This window comes from Amycolatopsis sp. NPDC041971, from assembly GCF_055588925.1.
The window spans coordinates 44647-61955 of record NZ_JBVJCE010000026.1 but is presented as its reverse complement, the minus strand read 5'-3'; the positions used below and the strand labels follow the sequence as shown (position 1 = coordinate 61955).

17 protein-coding genes are annotated in these 17309 nt (G+C 69.7%); 7 read left to right on the top strand and 10 right to left on the bottom strand.

Going from position 1 to position 17309, the window contains the following annotated elements; translation table 11 throughout:
* Window positions 1–78 precede the first annotated feature (78 nt).
* The 3 genes from ACZ6DT_RS37055 to ACZ6DT_RS37045 are packed head-to-tail and all read right to left on the bottom strand — an operon-like array spanning window position 79 to window position 2738.
* Window positions 79–903: a metallophosphoesterase family protein gene (locus ACZ6DT_RS37055; protein WP_465603958.1), complete on the bottom strand. Its 825-nt coding sequence runs from the start codon at window positions 901–903 to the stop codon at window positions 79–81.
* Between the two features lie 15 nt (window positions 904–918).
* On the bottom strand, window positions 919–2163 hold the full coding sequence (locus ACZ6DT_RS37050) for an MFS transporter (protein WP_465603956.1): 1245 nt from the start codon (window positions 2161–2163) through the stop codon (window positions 919–921).
* Window positions 2160–2738, bottom strand: coding sequence for an ArsR/SmtB family transcription factor (locus ACZ6DT_RS37045; protein ID WP_465603954.1), 579 nt, complete (start codon window positions 2736–2738; stop codon window positions 2160–2162). Before ACZ6DT_RS37045 ends, ACZ6DT_RS37050 begins: the two co-directional genes overlap by 4 nt.
* Before the next feature lie 152 nt (window positions 2739–2890).
* Here ACZ6DT_RS37045 and ACZ6DT_RS37040 point away from each other — a divergent pair, with 152 nt between their 5' ends.
* Complete coding sequence (locus ACZ6DT_RS37040; protein WP_465603951.1) at window positions 2891–3367, top strand: MarR family winged helix-turn-helix transcriptional regulator; 477 nt, start codon at window positions 2891–2893, stop codon at window positions 3365–3367.
* A gap of 153 nt (window positions 3368–3520) precedes the next feature.
* The gene (locus ACZ6DT_RS37035) at window positions 3521–5128 is read left to right on the top strand and encodes an ABC-F family ATP-binding cassette domain-containing protein (RefSeq protein ID WP_465603950.1); all 1608 of its coding nucleotides are present in this window, start codon (window positions 3521–3523) and stop codon (window positions 5126–5128) included.
* Between the two features lie 50 nt (window positions 5129–5178).
* On the opposite strand, the gene mshC is transcribed toward ACZ6DT_RS37035, so the two are convergent.
* From mshC to ACZ6DT_RS37015, 4 genes are all read right to left on the bottom strand, one after another.
* Window positions 5179–6417 (bottom strand): cysteine--1-D-myo-inosityl 2-amino-2-deoxy-alpha-D-glucopyranoside ligase, encoded by a 1239-nt coding sequence (gene mshC / locus ACZ6DT_RS37030; protein WP_465603948.1) that lies wholly within the window; start codon window positions 6415–6417, stop codon window positions 5179–5181.
* A 74-nt stretch (window positions 6418–6491) separates the two neighbouring features.
* The gene (locus ACZ6DT_RS37025; protein ID WP_465603946.1) at window positions 6492–7256 is read right to left on the bottom strand and encodes a MerR family transcriptional regulator; all 765 of its coding nucleotides are present in this window, start codon (window positions 7254–7256) and stop codon (window positions 6492–6494) included.
* 19 nt (window positions 7257–7275) lie between these two features.
* The gene (locus ACZ6DT_RS37020) at window positions 7276–9234 is read right to left on the bottom strand and encodes a vWA domain-containing protein (RefSeq protein ID WP_465603944.1); all 1959 of its coding nucleotides are present in this window, start codon (window positions 9232–9234) and stop codon (window positions 7276–7278) included.
* Entirely contained in the window at window positions 9231–10628 is a 1398-nt protein-coding gene (locus ACZ6DT_RS37015; RefSeq protein WP_465603942.1) for a sigma 54-interacting transcriptional regulator, read from the bottom strand. The genes ACZ6DT_RS37020 and ACZ6DT_RS37015 overlap by 4 nt, the downstream gene beginning before the upstream one ends.
* 132 nt (window positions 10629–10760) lie before the next feature.
* On the opposite strand from ACZ6DT_RS37015, the gene ACZ6DT_RS37010 reads away from it, so the two are divergent.
* The gene (locus ACZ6DT_RS37010) at window positions 10761–11558 is read left to right on the top strand and encodes a hypothetical protein (protein WP_465603940.1); all 798 of its coding nucleotides are present in this window, start codon (window positions 10761–10763) and stop codon (window positions 11556–11558) included.
* Between the two features lie 4 nt (window positions 11559–11562).
* On the opposite strand, the gene ACZ6DT_RS37005 is transcribed toward ACZ6DT_RS37010, so the two are convergent.
* Window positions 11563–12183: a VC0807 family protein gene (locus tag ACZ6DT_RS37005; protein WP_465603938.1), complete on the bottom strand. Its 621-nt coding sequence runs from the start codon at window positions 12181–12183 to the stop codon at window positions 11563–11565.
* Window positions 12180–13064, bottom strand: coding sequence for an alpha/beta fold hydrolase (locus ACZ6DT_RS37000; RefSeq protein WP_465604051.1), 885 nt, complete (start codon window positions 13062–13064; stop codon window positions 12180–12182). The genes ACZ6DT_RS37005 and ACZ6DT_RS37000 overlap by 4 nt, the downstream gene beginning before the upstream one ends.
* A gap of 87 nt (window positions 13065–13151) precedes the next feature.
* Between ACZ6DT_RS37000 and ACZ6DT_RS36995 the strand changes: the two genes are divergently transcribed.
* Window positions 13152–13739, top strand: a complete 588-nt coding sequence (locus ACZ6DT_RS36995; protein WP_465603937.1) for a TetR/AcrR family transcriptional regulator — start codon at window positions 13152–13154, stop codon at window positions 13737–13739.
* Between the two features lie 166 nt (window positions 13740–13905).
* Here the strand turns inward: ACZ6DT_RS36995 and ACZ6DT_RS36990 are convergent, their stop codons facing one another.
* The gene (locus ACZ6DT_RS36990; protein WP_465603936.1) at window positions 13906–14952 is read right to left on the bottom strand and encodes a ferrochelatase; all 1047 of its coding nucleotides are present in this window, start codon (window positions 14950–14952) and stop codon (window positions 13906–13908) included.
* An 85-nt stretch (window positions 14953–15037) separates the two neighbouring features.
* On the opposite strand from ACZ6DT_RS36990, the gene ACZ6DT_RS36985 reads away from it, so the two are divergent.
* The 3 genes from ACZ6DT_RS36985 to ACZ6DT_RS36975 all read left to right on the top strand — a co-directional run bounded on the left by ACZ6DT_RS36985 (window position 15038) and on the right by ACZ6DT_RS36975 (window position 17289).
* On the top strand, window positions 15038–15622 hold the full coding sequence (locus ACZ6DT_RS36985; RefSeq protein ID WP_465603934.1) for a TetR/AcrR family transcriptional regulator: 585 nt from the start codon (window positions 15038–15040) through the stop codon (window positions 15620–15622).
* A 72-nt stretch (window positions 15623–15694) separates the two neighbouring features.
* On the top strand, window positions 15695–16876 hold the full coding sequence (locus ACZ6DT_RS36980; RefSeq protein ID WP_465603932.1) for a Cmx/CmrA family chloramphenicol efflux MFS transporter: 1182 nt from the start codon (window positions 15695–15697) through the stop codon (window positions 16874–16876).
* 8 nt (window positions 16877–16884) lie between these two features.
* Window positions 16885–17289, top strand: a complete 405-nt coding sequence (locus tag ACZ6DT_RS36975) for a nuclear transport factor 2 family protein (RefSeq protein ID WP_465603930.1) — start codon at window positions 16885–16887, stop codon at window positions 17287–17289.
* The last annotated feature ends 20 nt before the right edge of the window (window positions 17290–17309 follow it).

The following is a 17309-nucleotide window of genomic DNA, read 5'->3' as shown; positions in this document are numbered from 1 at the left end:
GACCCTTTCATGGCTAGGAACGGTCCGTTCCTTGCAAATTTGCTAGGAACGGACCGTTCCTAGCATCCGGAGGGACACTCAGAAGATGCGTTGCAGCGGGATCGGCCCCCGCGACCTCTTCCGCCACTCCCGCGGATAGCCGAGCGAGACCTCTTCGAACCGCACGCCGTCCGCCTCCGTGGAGCGCGGGATGTGCAGGTGCCCGTAGACGGCGACCTCCGCCCGGAAGCGCAGGTGCCAGTCCTCGGTCTCGGTCGTCCCGCACCACAGCGCGAACTCGGGGAAGTACAGCGGCTCGGTCGGGTGGCGGTGCAGCGGCCAGTGCGACATGAGGATCGTCCCGTGGTCCTCGGGGATCGCCTCCAGCCGTTCCGTACTGATCTTCACCCGGTCGGCGCACCAGGCCCGTCTGCTGGGGTACGGATCGGGGTGCAGGAAGAACTCGTCCGTGCACAGCACGCCCGCCTCGCGCGCCTGCTCGATGGCCGCCAGCATCGGCAGCCCGTCGGCGGCGGGGGTTCGCCAGCTGTAGTCGTACAGCACGAACAGCGGGGCGATCGTCAGCGGCTTGTCCTGGTGCTCCCACACCGGGTACGGGTCCTCCGGGGTGAGGACGTCGATCTCGCGGCAGCGCTCGACCAGGTGCTCGTAGCGCCCCTGGCCCCGCAGCTGACATTCGTCCTTCTGGGTGGTCCACAGCTCGTGGTTGCCGGGGACCCAGACGACCTTCGCGAAACGTTCACGCAGGGTCTTGAGCACCCCGATCACCGATTCGGCGCGTTCGGCGACGTCACCGACCACGAGCAGCCAATCGTCGGGGGTCCGGGGGACGACCTCGTCGACGAGCGGGGCGTTGCCCTCATGGGTGACGTGGAGGTCGCTGGTGGCGAAGAGATGCGGCACTCCACCACCGTAGCTTCACCCGGACCGGGGAATCACCGAAACCGTGTCACGACGCGGCCTGCCCGACGCCGACACGCCCAGCACGACCAACGCCGAGACGGTGTGCAGGCCCGCCTGGACGTTCAGCAGCACACCGGTGCCCAGCACGTTCACCAGCGCGCCAGTCAGCAGCGCGCCCAGCGCCGTGAACCCCGCCGTGCCGGCGAACACGGTGCTCAGCACGCGGCCGGACCGTTCGGGGGACGCGGTCGTCTGGACCAGCGAGAGCAGCCCGGAGCCGGCGAGCACCCCGGGTGCGCCGACCAGCCCGAAGAGTCCGACGAAGACACCCAGCGGTAGCGACACGGTGAGCGCGGGCAGGTTCCAGATCACCGCCGACAGCAGACCGAGCGCCAGTCCGCCCCAGCCGAGCAAGGCCGCGGGCGCGACCTTGCGGGCGACGGTGGCCACGGCGAATCCCGCGGCCAGCCCGCCGAGCGCCTGCACACCGCGCAGCAGGCCGACGTCGCCTTCGGTGCCGTCGAGGATGTCGAGCACGAAGACCACGAACAAGACCAGGAACATCCCCTGTGCCAGTGACGTCAGCATCACGACGACCCCGGCGAGGCGAAGTCGTCCTTCGCGGCCGATCTCGCGGAGCCCGTCGATCCAGGCTCGCAACACCGGCTCGTGCGGTCCTGCCGCTTTCGGCGCGGCGACGCGCGGAAACGGACGCGCCAGCAGGACCGAACCGATCACCAGCACGCCGAGATAAGCCACCACGACCCAGCCCAGGCCGCCGAATCCGAGCAGAAGACCACCCGCCCAGCCGCCGGCGAGCCGCGCGACGCTGCCGTTGATGCTCATGAGGCCGTTGGCGCCGATCAGTTCCTCGGGGGCGACCAGTTCGGGCACGAGCGCGTTGCGGGCGGGTTCGAACAACGAAGCCAGCCCCGCCTGTGCGGCCATGACCGCGTAGATCACGTACACCGAGCCGCCGGCCGCGACGAACAGCAGCGGCAACGCCACGAACGCCTGTCCCGCGCACACCACGCACAGCACCAGACGCCGGTTCCAGCGGTCCGCGATCACACCGGCGACCGGGCTCAGCAGCACCGCGGGCACCAGGCCGAGGACGATGCTCAACGCCGTGGTGGCCGCCGAACCGGTCGCCTGGAAGACGAACACCGGCAACGCGATCTGCAGCATCCACTCGGCGGTCTCGGAAAAGAAGGCGGCGATCCACAGCCGCGCGAAAGCGGGTTCTCTCAACGGTTTCATCTGCTCGGCTTTCCCTCGGCGTCGATGCGGAGGAACGCCCGCAGTCCCAAGTGGACCGGGAGGGCCTCCGCGGGAGCGTCTTCGCGGATCGCGCTGACATAGGGCCGCACGAGCGCGTCGATCCCCCGCACCAGCTCGTCCAGCTCGGCCGCGGTCACCCGCAGCGAGTAGTTGTTGATCCCGGACGCGTCCCGCCAGTCCTTGTCGAGCCGGTCGGCGGCGTCGAGATAACGCTCGGTCAGCTCCTTCTCCCGCGCGAGGGTGGTGCCCACGACCGCCAGTTGCGCCCCGTGCAACTCCGGGTCGTCACCGAACTCGATGCCGACCTGACACGCCCGCCAGGGCCGCTCGCGGCCGTCCTCCCCCTCGACCCGCTCCACGAGGCCGTGCTGGGCGAGCTGACGGAGATGCCAGCTGCAGTTCGAAGCGGTCGACCCGACGGCCACCGCGCATTCGCTCGCGGTGCGCGGGCCCACCGCCATGAGGTGGTCCACCAGCGCCGAACGCAGCGGATGCGCCAGTGCCCGCATCAGCTCGACGTCTTCGATCCGCTTGCGCGGCGGCAACCCGGTCATCACCCGATCCAATCTGAAAGAAATCTTTCGAAAGTGCTCTTTCAGATTTACAGGTACCCGATGGGAAGTCAAGCGGCCCCCGATAAACTTGCCGAAGCAGTTGCTATACAAAGCAGTAGCTGCACTGTTCAACTACTGACTCAGGAAAGCATGTGCGCGACCAGCGAGAACTCGCCACCGCGGCAGCCTTGGAGATCCCTCGGTTCGTCAGCGCCACCGTGCTGTTCCAGACGGCCATGGCGGAACGGCTCGGGATCAGCGCCACCGAGCTGCACTGGCTTCAGCTGGTCATCAGCGGCGCCGCGACCTCGCCGACCGGGCTGGCGCGAGCCCTCGGCATGACCACCGGCGCGGTGACCCGCATGCTCGACCGGATGGAGACGCAGCGGCTGGTCGAACGCGTCCCCGATCCCGCGGACCGCCGCCGGATCGCGATCCGTCCGCTGCCCGACCGGCTCGACGACGTCGCCGAGCTCTACTCCCCCATGGCCCGCTTCTTCGGCGACAGCCTCGGCAAGCTCGACCGGCGCCAGCTAACGGCGCTTCTCGGCGTGATGACCGACGGACGCGCCTTCGCCGAGCAAGAGGCCGCGCGGCTGCGATCCGGCTTCCCCGAAACAAGGGGTTGACTAACGCTACATCGGTTGCGTTAGACTGTACGCATCATGGACAACTGACATCGCACCTTCCCCGCTCCGAGGCGGCTTCGGTCGAGCGCTGCTCCCGTAAGCCACGAGGCCCGGCAGGGATCCCCCATGTCCGCGGAAACACGGTGATGTCGTATGTCTCTTTCCCTGATCGCCAAGGACCTCGTCCACTCCTACGGTGCCCGCGTCGTGCTCGACGGCGTCGACCTGACGGCTTCGGCCGGGCAGCGGCTCGGACTGGTCGGCGAGAACGGCGTCGGCAAGTCCACGCTCCTGCGTTTGCTGGCCGGGGTCGAAGAGCCCGACGGTGGCGAGGTGCTGCGGGGTGACGACCTCGGATTCCTCTTGCAGGAACTGCCTTTCGCGCTGACCGAGCGGTTCTCCGACGTCATCGACGACGCGCTCGCCGAAATCCGGCGAGCGTCGGCGAGACTCGACGAACTGACCGAAGCGCTCGCTCGGCATCCGGACGACGCCGCCGTGCTCGACGAGTACGGCACCGTCCTGGAATGGGCCCAGGCGCACGATCTCTGGGACGCCGACCGGCGGGCCGAGGTCGTCTGCGCGGGTCTCGGGCTCGCCGGGATCGACCCGGCGCGCGCACTGGGCACGCTGTCGGGCGGGCAACGGTCGAGACTCGGCCTCGCGGCACTGCTGATCCGGCGGCCGGGCACGCTCGTCCTGGACGAGCCGACCAACCACCTCGACGACGCCGCGATGGAGTTCTTGGAACAGCATCTCGCTTCGCTGACCGGTGTCCTCGTGTTGTCGTCGCACGACCGCGTGTTCCTCGACGCGGTGTGCACCGACATCGTCGACCTCGACCCGGCGCTGGGCGGCCCGACCCGGTACGGCGGCACGTATTCGCACTACCTGGACCAGAAACGCGCCGAACGGGCGCGCTGGGAACAGCGGTATGCCGAGGAGCAGGACGAGCTCAAGGAACTGCGCGAATCGGTGGCCGTCACCGCGCGCGCCGTCGCGCACAACCGGCCGCAGCGCGACAACGCCAAGATGCTCTACGACTTCAAGACCGGGAGGGTGCAGAAGCAGATCTCACGCCGGGTCCGCAACGCCCAGCTGCGGTTGGACGAACTGGAACGCGACCAGGTGCGGAAACCGCCCGCGCCGCTGCGGTTCCAGGGCGGCCTGACCGGCGAACCCGGTGAGGACAAGACGGCCATTTCGGTCCGGGACATCGAGATCGCCGGACGGCTGCGGCTGGCGACCCTCGACGTCACGACGACGTCGAGGCTGCTGATCACCGGCGGGAACGGCGCCGGGAAGTCAACGCTGCTGTCCGTCCTCGCCGGCTCGCTGACGCCGGACTCCGGGACCGTCCTTTCCGGACGCGGGGTGCGGATCGGCCTGCTGGCGCAGGATGTCTCGTTCGCCGAGCCGGAGAAGACCGCGCAGCGGACCTACGCCGAAGCCCTCGGCGAGGACGCTCCCCCGTTGCGCGGCCTCGGCCTGCTGGCTCCGCGTGATCTCGGGACCCGGGTGGGCGCGCTGTCGGTCGGGCAGCGGCGACGGCTCGCGCTGGCGCTGCTGATCGCCGATCCGCCGGAGGTGCTCCTGCTGGACGAGCCGACGAACCACATCTCGCTCACGCTGGCCGAGGAACTGTTCGCAGCGCTCGATACCGCGCCGGGTGCCGTCGTCATCGCGTCGCATGATCGGTGGCTGCGGCGGGACTGGGCCGGTGACCACCTCCGGCTGGAGGCCGGTCGCGTCGCCGTGTAGGGCGTTATACACACTGCTGGGGCGGAGAAGCCCTCCGCCCCAGCAGTGTTTCAGAGCTCGATGCCGAGCAACGCGTCGACGGCGTTCCGGATCAGGCCAGGCGCCGATGGGTCGGTGCCGGAGCGGTTCAGCGCCTGCTCCGCCCAGGCGTCGACGGCCTCGAGCGCCTTGGGTGTGTCGAGGTCGTCGGTGAGGTGGTCACGCAGACGCGCGACGGTGTCGTCCGCCGACGGACCCGTACCGACGGAGACGGCTTCGCGCCAGCGCGCGAGGCGCGCTTCGGCGTCCGTGCGCAACTGCTCGGTCCACGGACGGTCCTCGCGGTAATGGCCGGCGAACAGCGCGAGCCGGATCACACCAGGGTCGACCTTGTCGGCACGCAGCCGCGAGACGAACACGAGGTTCCCGCGCGACTTCGACATCTTCTCGCCGTCGAGGCCGATCATCCCGGCGTGCACGTAGTGCCGCGCGAACGGCCGGTCCCCCGCGACGGCCTCCGCGTGCGCGGCGCTGTACTCGTGGTGGGGGAAGATCAGGTCCGAGCCGCCACCCTGGACGTCGAAGCCGAGGCCGAGCCGGTTGACCGCGATCGCGCTGCACTCGATGTGCCAGCCCGGCCGCCCGGCGCCCAGTTCGGACTCCCACGACGGCTCGCCCGGCCGCGCCATCCGCCACAGCAACGCGTCGAGCGGGTGCCGCTTGCCAGGACGGTCCGGGTCGCCGCCGCGTTCGGCGAAGAACTTCGCCATGGTCCCGGCGTCGTAGTTCGACTCCGAACCGAAGTGCCCGGTCGCGTTGTGCTCGAAGTAGATGTCCGGGTACTCCGCGTCGTCCGCGCGGTACGCGCTGCCGTTCGCCACCAGCTTGGCGATGACCTCGACGATCTCCGGGATGCTCTCGACGGCCCCGACGAACTGCCGCGGCGGCAGCACCCGCAACGCGGTCATGTCCTCACGGAACAACGCCGTCTCGCGCATGCCGAGGACGACCCAGTCGTCCTTGTCCCGCTCCGCGCGCTCCAACAGGGGCTCGTCGATGTCCGTCACGTTCTGCACGTAGTGGACGTCGTGCCCGGCGTCCCGCCACAGGCGGTTCACCAGGTCGAATGTCAGATACGTGGCGGCGTGCCCCAGATGGGTCGCGTCGTACGGCGTGATGCCGCAGACGTACATCCGGGCGGTGGACCCGGGCGCCGTGGGGCGGATCTGCCCCGTGGCGGTGTCGTGGAGCCGCAGCGGACGGGGGGTGCCGGGGATACGGGGCACGTCGACCGATGACCAAGTCTGCATACCTCGACTGTAAGCGGAGCCGCCACGCCGTTCCCGTCCGGTGGGAGCCGGACACGGCCGGAGTAACAGATTCGCTATGCCGCGGCCCGGTCGGCGTTGGCGTGGACGGCCTCGCGGATGTATTCGCCGAGGCCCGGTCGCTGGTCCGGCTCCCGCACCAGGAACCCCAGCTGGACCGGTTCGGTCGCGTACAACCCGCCGAGCTCGCGGTGTGTCGCGAAGTCGCACTCCCCCATGAACGCCGCGAGCATCCGGCGGTGCTCCTCGGCGAGGTCCATCGCCTCGTCGCTGTCGGCGGGCGCACCGGAGTCGAAGACGGCGAGCAGCCGCCGGACCCAGTCCTTCCGGACTTTCTCCGCCTCGATCCATTCCTCCTTGGACCGCGGCGCGGCCGCCGTCCGCCACTGCGGGGTGTCACCCCACCGGCGGACGGCCTCCTCCGCGTATCCCCTTGGTTCCCGGAAGTCGCCGAAGACCTCGAACCGCTCCTCCGGTGTCAGCGCTTCGCCGATCTTCTTCGCCGCGATGACCCGATCGACGGAGTCGACCATCCGCGTCAGCTCGCCGATCCGGTCCACGAGTAGCGACCGCTGACGCCGCAGGTGCTCCAGCGCGTCCACAGCCGGGTCATCGACCACCTTCGCGATCGCTTCGAGCCCGAACCCTAGTTCGCGGTAGAACAGGACACGCTGCAAGCGATCGAGGTCGTCGTCGTTGTAGCTGCGGTACCCGGCGGCCGTCCGCCCGCTCGGGGACAGCAGGCCGATCTCGTCGTAGTGATGCAGCGTGCGCACGGTGATCCCCGACAGCGCCGCGACCTTTCCGACCGAGTACCCCATCGGGCAAGGGTAAGCGAGTTCAGCGCTTCCTGGTCCGCAGGTAGTCGCCGACCACGGCGGCACCGAGCCCGTCCAGATCCGGAGCGACGACTCGACCGCCCGAGCGCCGGGCGATGAGGTCGACGAACTCCGTCAGGCGCGGGTCGTCCCCGAGCCGGAACACCGTCACCGACGCGCCCAGCTTCGCCATCCGGTCCACTTCGGACAGCGTCTTGAGCAGCGTCCTCGGCTGGGGCGGGTAGTCGAACTCCGCCGCGCCGTCGGGCTCCAGATGCGCCGTCGGCTCGCCGTCGGTGACCATCAGGACCACCGGCCGCGCGTCGGGATGGCGCCGCAGATGCCGTCCGGCCAGCAGCAGGGCGTGGTGGGCGTTGGTGCCCTGCTCCCAAGCGCCCTCCAGCCCGATGAGTTCGGCCAGCTCGACCGCCGTCGCGTAGCGGCCGAAGGTGATCAACTGGAGGGCGTCGTCGCGGAACCGGGTGCTGATCAGCTGGTGCAACGCGAGCGCCGTCCGCTTCATCGGCAGCCAGCGATCCTCCTGCACCATCGACCACGACGTGTCCACGAGCAACGCCACCGCCGCCCGCGACCGGTGCTCGGTCTCGATCACCTCGACGTCGGAGACGTCCATCCGGACCGACCGCTCGCCCACCGAGACCGAGCGCAGGACGGAGTTGCGGACCGTCCTGGAGACGTCCCACGGCTGCATGTCCCCGAACCGCCACGGCCTGGTCGCGCCGGTCGGCTCGCCCGCGGCTCCGGCGGACTCGGTCTCCCGCCGGCCGGTCCTACCGCGCAACGCGTTCACGACGTCGGCGAGCGCCGTCTCCCCGAGCCGTCGCAAAGCCTTGGGCGACAAGCGAAGCGTACCGTCGGGGGCACGCTCGAAGAGGCCTTGCCGCCGGAGCTCGCGTTCCAGTTCGGACAGCCGCCGCGCGTCCACGCCGGCGTCCGGTCCGAGCTGTCGTTCGAGAGCGTCGACGTCGATGTCCTCCAGTCGCGCACCGGGGTAGGACTGGCCGAGCTGTTCGGCCAGCGCGTCCAGTTCGGCGAGATCGGACATCGCCCGGGCGCCTTCGCCGAGGCCCAGGGGATCGTTGCCCCGGAACCGTTCCGACGACGTCCAGTCCTCGCCTGGCCGCAGCGCTCGCAGGTGAGCGTCCAAAGTGGATAGTTGCTGCGCGAGCCGGGGATCGCCGAACGCCTGCTGCGACAGTTCGGACAGTTCGGCCCGCTGCTCCGGAGTCATCGAGTTGAGCATCCGCTGCGCGGCCGCGGCGCGAGCGGCGAGGACGTCGATCAGCTCCTCGACGTTCTTCGGGTTCTCCGGGAAGAATTCGCCGTGCTCGCGCATGAACTCCGCGAACCGCTCCGGGACGTCCTCGCGGCCCTGCGCGTGCGCGGCCAGCAGATCGTTGAGATCGGCGAGCATCCTGTTGGCTCGCTCGGCCTCTTCCGGTCCGGCGTTCCGCAGCGTCTCCTTCATCCCTTCGAAACGGGAATCCAGCAGCTCACGCCCGAGCAGGTCACGGATCTTCTCGTAGGTCTCCCTGCCCTCTCCCGACCGCCAGTCGTACTCGGCGAGATCGCGCACGGCCGCCGCCGTGCCCGGCGGCAACGCGTCCAGCTGAGCCTCACGGAAGCGGGCGTCGTCGTCCGGATCGGGGAACAGCTCACGCCGTTCGGCCTCCAGTGCCTGGTCGAGCAGCCGCTGGACCTCCTGGAGCGTGCCGTCCAGCCGATGCCGCCGCTGGATCTCCGACCGGCGCTGCCAGAGCCGCCTGCTCAGTTCGTCGAGCCCGGCGGTGCGCGGGGTGCCGCGCCGCAACAGCTCTTCCAGCGCGGACCGGGGCGAAGCACCCGCCATCACGTCACGGCCGATCTCGTCGAGCGCGTCCCGCAGATCCGCCGGCGGCGCCAGCGGATCCGGACCGTCGTGCCACGGCCCGTACGAGTAGCCCTCCGCGACCGCGCTCATCGGCCGTAGACGGTCGTGTCGTCGTCGGAGTCCTTGGCGAGTTTTCTCGACAGGAACAGGGATTCCAGCGCCAGTTCGACCGCGGCCGCGATCCGCCCCGCCGGTTCGTCCGGGCCGACCCCGGCGCGCGCGGCGACGTCGTGGAGCACGGGTAGTTCCGGCAGCGCGGCGAGGACATCCTTACCGGGCACGCGTTCCCCGGTGGCGACCAGATGCCCGGATTCGACGGCGTCGGCCAGCGGCAGCAGATCCAGTCCGGCGAACCGCGAACGGGCCGTCTCCGCGACCGCCCGGCGCAACAGGTGCACGAGGTGCTCGGTCTCGCGACCTTCCTCCCCCGGCTCGAATTCGAGTTTGCCCCGCAGGACCGCGGGCACCGCGTCGAGGTCGACCGGGCGCGCCACGGCGGGTTCCTCGCCGGTCAGCGCGGACCGGCGAAGTGCGGCCGCGGCGACCGTTTCCGCCGCCGCGACGGCGAACCGGGCCGAGACGCCGGACCGCTGGTCGATCACCGGCGATTCGCGCAGGTTCCGCACGAACCTGGCCAGCACTTCCAGCAGCGGCTCGCCGACCTCGGCGACCAGATGCGCCTCCTGCCGGACGACGGCGATCTCCGCCTCGACGTCGAGCGGATAGTGCGTCCGGATCTCGGCGCCGAACCGGTCCTTGAGCGGGGTGATGATGCGGCCGCGGTTGGTGTAGTCCTCGGGATTGGCCGTCGACACCAGCAGCACGTCCAGCGGCAGGCGCAGCGTGTAGCCGCGCACCTGGATGTCGCGCTCCTCCATCACGTTCAGCAACGCGACCTGGATGCGTTCGGCGAGGTCCGGCAGCTCGTTGATCGCCACGATGCCCCGGTGGGCGCGCGGGACGAGTCCGAAGTGGATGGTCTCGGGATCGCCGAGGCTGCGGCCTTCGGCGACCTTCACCGGGTCGACGTCGCCGATCAGGTCACCGACCGAAGTGTCCGGTGTGGCCAGTTTCTCGGTGTACCGCTCGTCGCGGTGGCGCCAGGACACCGGCAGGGCGTCGCCGAGTTCGGCGGCGCGACGGCGCGATTCCGGGGTGATCGGGTCGAGCGGATGCTCGGCCAGCTCGGCACCCTCGATGACGGGCGTCCATTCGTCGAGGAGCCCCGTGAGAGTACGGAGCAACCGGGTCTTGCCTTGGCCGCGTTCGCCGAGGAGGACGACGTCGTGCCCGGCCAGCAGCGCCCGTTCCAGCTGCGGCAGCACGGTGCGCGAGAAACCGACGATCCCGGGCCAGGCGTCCTCCCCGGCGCGGAGCTTGGCGAGCAGGTTGTCGTGCAGTTCTTGTTTGATCGACCGCGGCAGGTGACCCGCCGCGCGGAGGTCCCCGGCGGTCCGGGGCAGGTTTGCGGGAACATCGTTCACCCGTTCGACGCTACGTCGCGACCGTGGCCCCTGTCGACGTGAAGCAACTCCAGCTGAGACGTTCACCCGCCCTCCCCCTGGATATCGCGCCCATTTCCGGGTTTCGCCGGAAGCACGACTAAAATCAATCCAGTGTGCCGTCCTAGTGCGACCCTCGCGGTCTGGTCTTCGGCGTGGCTGAACGGAGCCGCCGCCTCCGACGACATCCTTGACGCCCTTCAGGTCTGGGGCGAAGCCCACGATTTCGTCGCCGCGGACGCGGCGGCCGCCGAGGCGTTCGACCTGCCGCTCGCGTTCAACCGGGCCGCGACCCCGGTCCAGCTGCTGCTCGCCCTGCGCTCGCAGGGGGCCAAGAGCATGCAGTTGCTGCTCCCGGTGCCCGGCGACGTGCGGGGGCTGGGTGGCGGCGGGCAATTCACCGAGGCCGCGCTTCGGATCGGGGAGGCCGTCCTGTTGCCGGATCTCGGCTACGGCATCGTCCCCGAGGCCATCGCCGAAGGTCTCATGCGGTGGACCGTGTACTCGGTGCCCACACCGGGCATCCTCGAGCACCGCCCGCTGGGTGAGGCCGAGCACGGCTTGACCGACGCGATCCGCGCCAGCGCGGGCGCGCTCCAGACACTGGACGTCGCCAGTGAACGGCCAGGTGTGCGGGCGGAACTCTCGGCACGGTTGCGGGCGGCCACCGACGCCCCATGGCCCGCCGGGATGCCCGGCCGGGCGCTGCGGGTGCTCCAGCGAGCGCAGGAGATCGCGGCGATCCTCGCCATCGCCGAATCCGACGATCCGGGCGGCGCGCTCTCCGCGTCGGCGGCGCTTCGGCGGGCCGAGGCCCTCCGGCCGCTGACCGAAGCCGTCCGCGCCGCCCGGTGCGCGGCGATCAACGAGGCGGTGCGGGAGTTCGCCGAGCAGGCGGACAGGCACCCGTAGCGGCTCACGTGGTCACGGTGTGCCTTTTCTGGACCTTCTCGGCATACCGGACGGACCACAGCGAAAGCCCGCCGATGACAACGACCAGCAGGACCACGCTGAGCGCGTTCATCACGTCCGCCGACAAGGTGTAGACCAGCGGCACCCGGACCGCGGCTTCCAGCAGCAGCGCCACTGCCCACACCGCCGACATCCGGGTGAACGCCCGGCGGAAACCGGGCACCTCGTCGGTGAGACGGTCGATCTCCGCGCGTTTCGCCGCGCTGGAACCGGCCCGCACGGCGACGAGCACCATGGGCGTGCGGCTGAAGCAGCTCACCAGCAGCACGATCGCGGCGGTCGCGGTGGCGAAGGATTCCTTGAGCAACAGGAACTTCGCGTCACCGCTGACCAGCGAAAGCACGAGCCCGACACCGAGCACACCGGCCAGCAACGCGGCGAAGCCGTCGAAGGACCGGTCACGGACGGCGACCCACGCGATCCGGGCCGCGGCCACCACCGCCCCGGCCAGTAAGGAGACCTGCTCGCTCTGCCCGGCGAGCCGGAGCCCGTAGTAGGCGGCCAACGGGAGCGCGACATCCCAGAGCAGCAAGGAGAGCGTCGGGTTTCTGCCTTGCCCGGTCACGACGGTGTCTCCTCTGCCGCCAGGAAGGTCAGGATCCGCGCGTTGACCTCGTCCGCCGCTTCGCCCGCGATGGCGTGGGTCGCCGACGGCCACAGTTCGACCTGTCCCCGCGGCAGAAGCTCACGAGCCCGTGCGGCCGCGCGGTCCGGGTGATGGATGACGCTGCGTCCGGCGATCAGCGCCAGCACGGGCATCCGCAGTGAGCGCAACCGCGCGTCGGTGATCAACCTGGGTGACGGCAGGGCGATGCGGTAGGTCCGCATTCCTTCGTCGATCACCCGCGCGACCGGATCCGCGGTGTCGATCTCCGCGCCACCGGAGATCCAGTGCAGGAACGACGGCCGGGCCCAGCGGTTGACGCCGGGGATCGCGGCGAGCGTCGCGCGGACGACCAGTCCCGCGGTGAGCCCACCGAACGTCAGCACCGGGTCGATCAGCGTGAGCGACCTCAGCCGCTCCGGCGCCCGCGCGGCGAGGTTGGCCGCGAGCCAGCCGCCGAACGAGTACCCGATCAGGTGCACGGCCGCCAGGTCGAGTTCCGCGAGTACCGTACTCAACCAGGCGGCTTGATCCGAACCGTCCCGGATCGGGGCGGTCTGTTCACTGCGGCCGGGTTCGCCGATGAGGTCCACCGCGTAAACCTCGCCATGCCGGAGCAACGCGGTGAGGTTGGGTTCCCACATCACCGCGGTCCCGGCGCGGCCGGGCAACAGCACGATCGGCGTTCCGCCCGGCTGCCCGAACCGGTACACACGCGCCACCCCGAACGCCGTCTCGACGTCGTGGATCCCGGCCGGCGCGGGCAAGGCCGCCAGGCCTCGTTCGTAGACGACGTCGTATTCGGCCCGTGCCGCCGACGAGGCGAAACCGCCCACCTTCATACTCACCCCTCCTTTTACGGTACGATCGGATTGTAAACAGTTGGTGAGAAGTTTGCAATCCGATCAGACTGCCAAAAGGAGGAGTGGGTGCCCAAACGAGTCGATCACGAGCACCGGCGGCAGCAGATCGCCGCGGCCGTCCGACGCATCGCGGCCGACCGGGGACTCGAAGGGGTCAGCCTGAACGAGGTCGCGGCCGAAGCCGGTATTTCGAAAGGGTTCGTCCAGCACTACTTCGCGTCGAGAGACGACATGCTGCGCTTCGCGACGACCACCTTGCGAAGCGGACTCGAGGAGCGCATCACCACCCCCTCAGCACCCCGCGTCCGGGATCTGCTCGTCGCCCTGCTCCCCCTGGACGAGGCCGCCAGGGACGACGCGCTGGTCGCCAACGCCTTCCTGATGCGCGCGCTCAAGGATCCGGAGATCGCCGGCCACTTCCGGACCGGCCACGGCCAGCTCCGCGACGCGGTGGCGGCCATGCTCGCCGCCGCCCTGGACGACGGCGAGTTCGTGCCCACCGTCGACCCTGCCACCGAAGCCGCGCTTCTGCTGGCGCTGGTCTCCGGCCTCGGCGACGCGGTGCTGCTCGGCTATCAGTCCGGCGAAGAGGCCATCGCCCTGATCGACCTCCACCTGTCGAGGATCACCGCCACCCCGGGAAAAGCTCACTGACCATCGACAGTGGCAGGAATCGAACCGCACGTTCGGGTCAGCTGGGCGGTCCGTGAAGGCCTCCTTGAGGGACTCTGGGTCCCTCAAGGAGGCCTTCACGGACCGTCGGCCTACGCCAAAGTAACTTTCGCGACACGTCTCGGCATTGCGGGACTGACCTCAATGCTCAAGGGCGCGCGGGCCTCTTCGCGGGCTCGCAACACCCGATCGCGCAAGGCGCCCCGTTGACCGTGCACCCGGCCGCCGGGAACGGCGACAGCTTCCGCGCGGGCGCTCCTTCGGTGTGTTCCCGGATCAGCTCCACGACGAGCTCGGCGAAACGCGGGTCGGCATCTGGCGTCGCGGCCCGGGCGAAGCCCATGCCGTACTCCGCGGCCCGTTCGGCGGCCTCGTTGTCGAGGTCCCAGATCACTTCAAGGTGATCGGACACGAAACCCACCGGGCAGACGACCACCGAGGTGACGCCTTCCGCGTGCAGTGCGTCGATGTGGTCGACGATGTCCGGCTCCAGCCACGGCACCTGCGGCGGGCCGGAGCGTGACTGCCATACGACGTCGTAGGTCTCGATACCCGCTTCGGCCGCGACAAGGCGCGCGGCCTCGGCGATCTGGCGCGAGTAGCGCCGGCCGCCTTCCGAGGGCGGTCCGGACGCGGTGTCAGCGGATTCGGGCACCGAGTGAGCGCAGAAGACGGTCCTGGTTCCGGGCTGATTCCCCAGCTTCGCGTGCGCGGCGCGAACGGCGTCGGCGAAGGCGGCGACGAACAGCGGGTGGTCGAAGAACTGCCGCAGCTTCACCAGTTCCGGCGCGCCGTCACCGACCGACGCGCGGGCGCGCTCGATGTCCTCGTCGTACTGACGGCAGGCGGAATAGCCGCCGTACGCGCTCGTGGGGAAGACCAGGACGCGCCGGGCACCCGCCTTGGTGATCTCGGCGAGGGTGTCCTCGACCATCGGCCGCCAGTTGCGGTTGCCGAAGTGGACGGGCAGCTCGATCCCGGCGGCCGCGAGTCGCTTCTCCACCGCGGAGATCGCGTCCCGATTCAGCCGATTGATCGGCGAGACCCCGCCGAAGTGCTGGTAGTGCTCGGAGACCTCGAGCAGTCGTTCCCGGGGGACCCCACGGCCCCGCGTGACGTTCTCCAGGAACGGCATCACTTCGTCGGGTCCCTCGGGACCACCGAACGAAAGCCAAAGCAGCGCGTCGTAACCCACCCTGTCATCTTGCCGTTGTGGCACCCCGCACGCTGACTGGGCCCGTTTTGAACTGATCGATCCAAAATCTGGTACGGTCGCTCCCATGGCCAGGCCGAAGGAATTCGACGAGCGCGCCGCGATCGGGCGCGCCATGAACGCGTTCTGGCTTCGCGGCTACGAGGGCACGTCGACGCAGGCCCTCTGCGAAGCCACCGGCCTGGGCCGCAGCAGCATCTACAACACCTTCACCAGCAAGCACGAACTGTTCATACGTGCGCTCGACCACTACGCCGAACGCGGAATCGTGGCCAGGACGGCCTTGCTGGAGGAGCCCGGGACCGGCGTCGTACGGTTCCGCGCGCTGTTCTCTTACACGATCGACGAGGAAGTCGCACACGACGGCCGCGGTTGCCTCGTGGTCAACACGGTGGCCGAATTCGGCGACCGCGATCTCGAGATCAAAGCGCGGATCGACGCCGACACCGCGCGGCATCTCACCCTTCTCTCGGCCTGCGCCAGAGAAGGACAGCTCGACGGGACGATCGACGGCGACCGCGATCCCGGCGCCATCGCCGAGTTCGCGCACAGCACCGTCGCCGGACTCCGGCTGATGTCCCGGCGCGGCGCCGGACGGGAGGCGATGGAGGCCGTCTCCGCCATCGCACTGGACGCGATCGCCGCGAACTGACACTTGGAAGAACCCCGCGCGCAACGCTGCCCAAATTTTGGACTGATCAATACAAAACTGGAGGGAATCCCCGTGCCTTTGGCAGTCTGCGTACTCGGACTGAGCGTGTTCGCGCTCGGCACGTCCGAGTTCATGATCACCGGCCTGCTGCCCGGGATGGCGGCCGATCTGAACGTCGGCATCCCAGAGGCCGGGCTGCTCATCTCGGCTTTCGCGATCGGCATGGTCGTCGGCGCTCCCCTGCTCGCGATCGCGACGCTGAGGGTGCCGAGGCGCGCCACCCTGATGGCCTTGCTCGTCGTCTTCGGCATCTCGCACGTCGTCGGCGCGCTGAGCTCGGGATACGCCTTGCTCTTCGCGACCCGCGTGGTCAGCGCCGTCGCCTGCGCCGGCTTCTGGGCGGTCGCGGCGGCCACCGCCGTCGCGCTGGTCCCGGTCGAGCGCCGCGGCCGCGCGCTGGCCATCCTGGTCGGAGGGCTCACCATCGCGAACATCGCCGGCGTGCCCGCGGGGACCTTCCTCGGCCAGCACGCGGGCTGGCGGGCCGCGTTCTGGGCGGTCACGGCACTGACCGTCGTCGCGTTGATCGGGGTCTTCGCCTTGGTCCCCGAGACGCAGAACGGTGCGACCAAGACCGACGTGGCGACCGAACTGCGGCTCTACCGCGGCGGCCGGTTCTGGCTGGCGCTCGGCGTCATCGCGTTCGCGCAGGCGATGATCTTCGCAACGTTCAGCTACCTCGCGCCCCTGCTGACCGAGGTCGCCGGGCTGCCGGAAAGCTGGGTGCCGGGTGTGCTCTCCCTGTTCGGGCTCGGCGCGCTGATCGGTATCACCGCCGGTGGACGGCTCGCCGACGCGCGCCCCTTCGCGACCCTCTACGTCGGACTCGCCGTCGCCCTCCTCGCCCTGGTGCTGCTCGCGCTGTCCGGCCCGGCCACCCCGGTCGCGATCGTCGCCGTCTTCCTGTTCGGCGTCGCCGGATTCGGGGTCAACCCCGCTTTGAACGTCCGCGCCTTCGCCGTGGCGGGCAACGCGCCCACGCTCGTCGGCGCGAGCACGACCGCCGCGTTCAACGTCGGCAACACCGTCGGCCCGTGGCTCGGCGGCGAGTCGATCGACGCCGGTCTCGGCTATCCCAGCGTCGCCTGGGTGAGCGTCGGCCTCGGCGTCGCCACCGTCGTCGCGCTCACCTTCGCCGCCGGTGTCCAGCGCACCGACGACACCCGCCTGCTCCGCGAACCCGTTACCCAGTAAGGAGAATCATGTCCGAACGAACCCGAGCCACCCTTGCCGAGTTCTTCCGTCGAATGTCCAAAGGGGACACCGACGGAGCCACGGAACTGTTCGCCGAACGTGTCGCGTGGGACATCCCCGGTGCGACCGAACTGGTCCCGTGGATCGGACCGCGCCGGAACCGGGCGGAGATCCGCGAGTTCTACGATCTGCTCGACAAAGGGCTCGTCAAGGACCGGTTCGACGTCGAACGCGTCCTCGTCGACGGGCCGCACGCGGTCGCGATCGGCCGCCTCCGCTCGACGATCCGCGGCACCGGCAAGGTGATCGAAACGGCCTTCACCATCGAATTCGAGGTGAACGACGACGGCCTGATCACCAAGTACCTGCTGCTCGAGGACTCGTGGCAGGTGGCTCAGGCCGTTCTCCCCTGATGCGCGTCCCCTGAAGTACA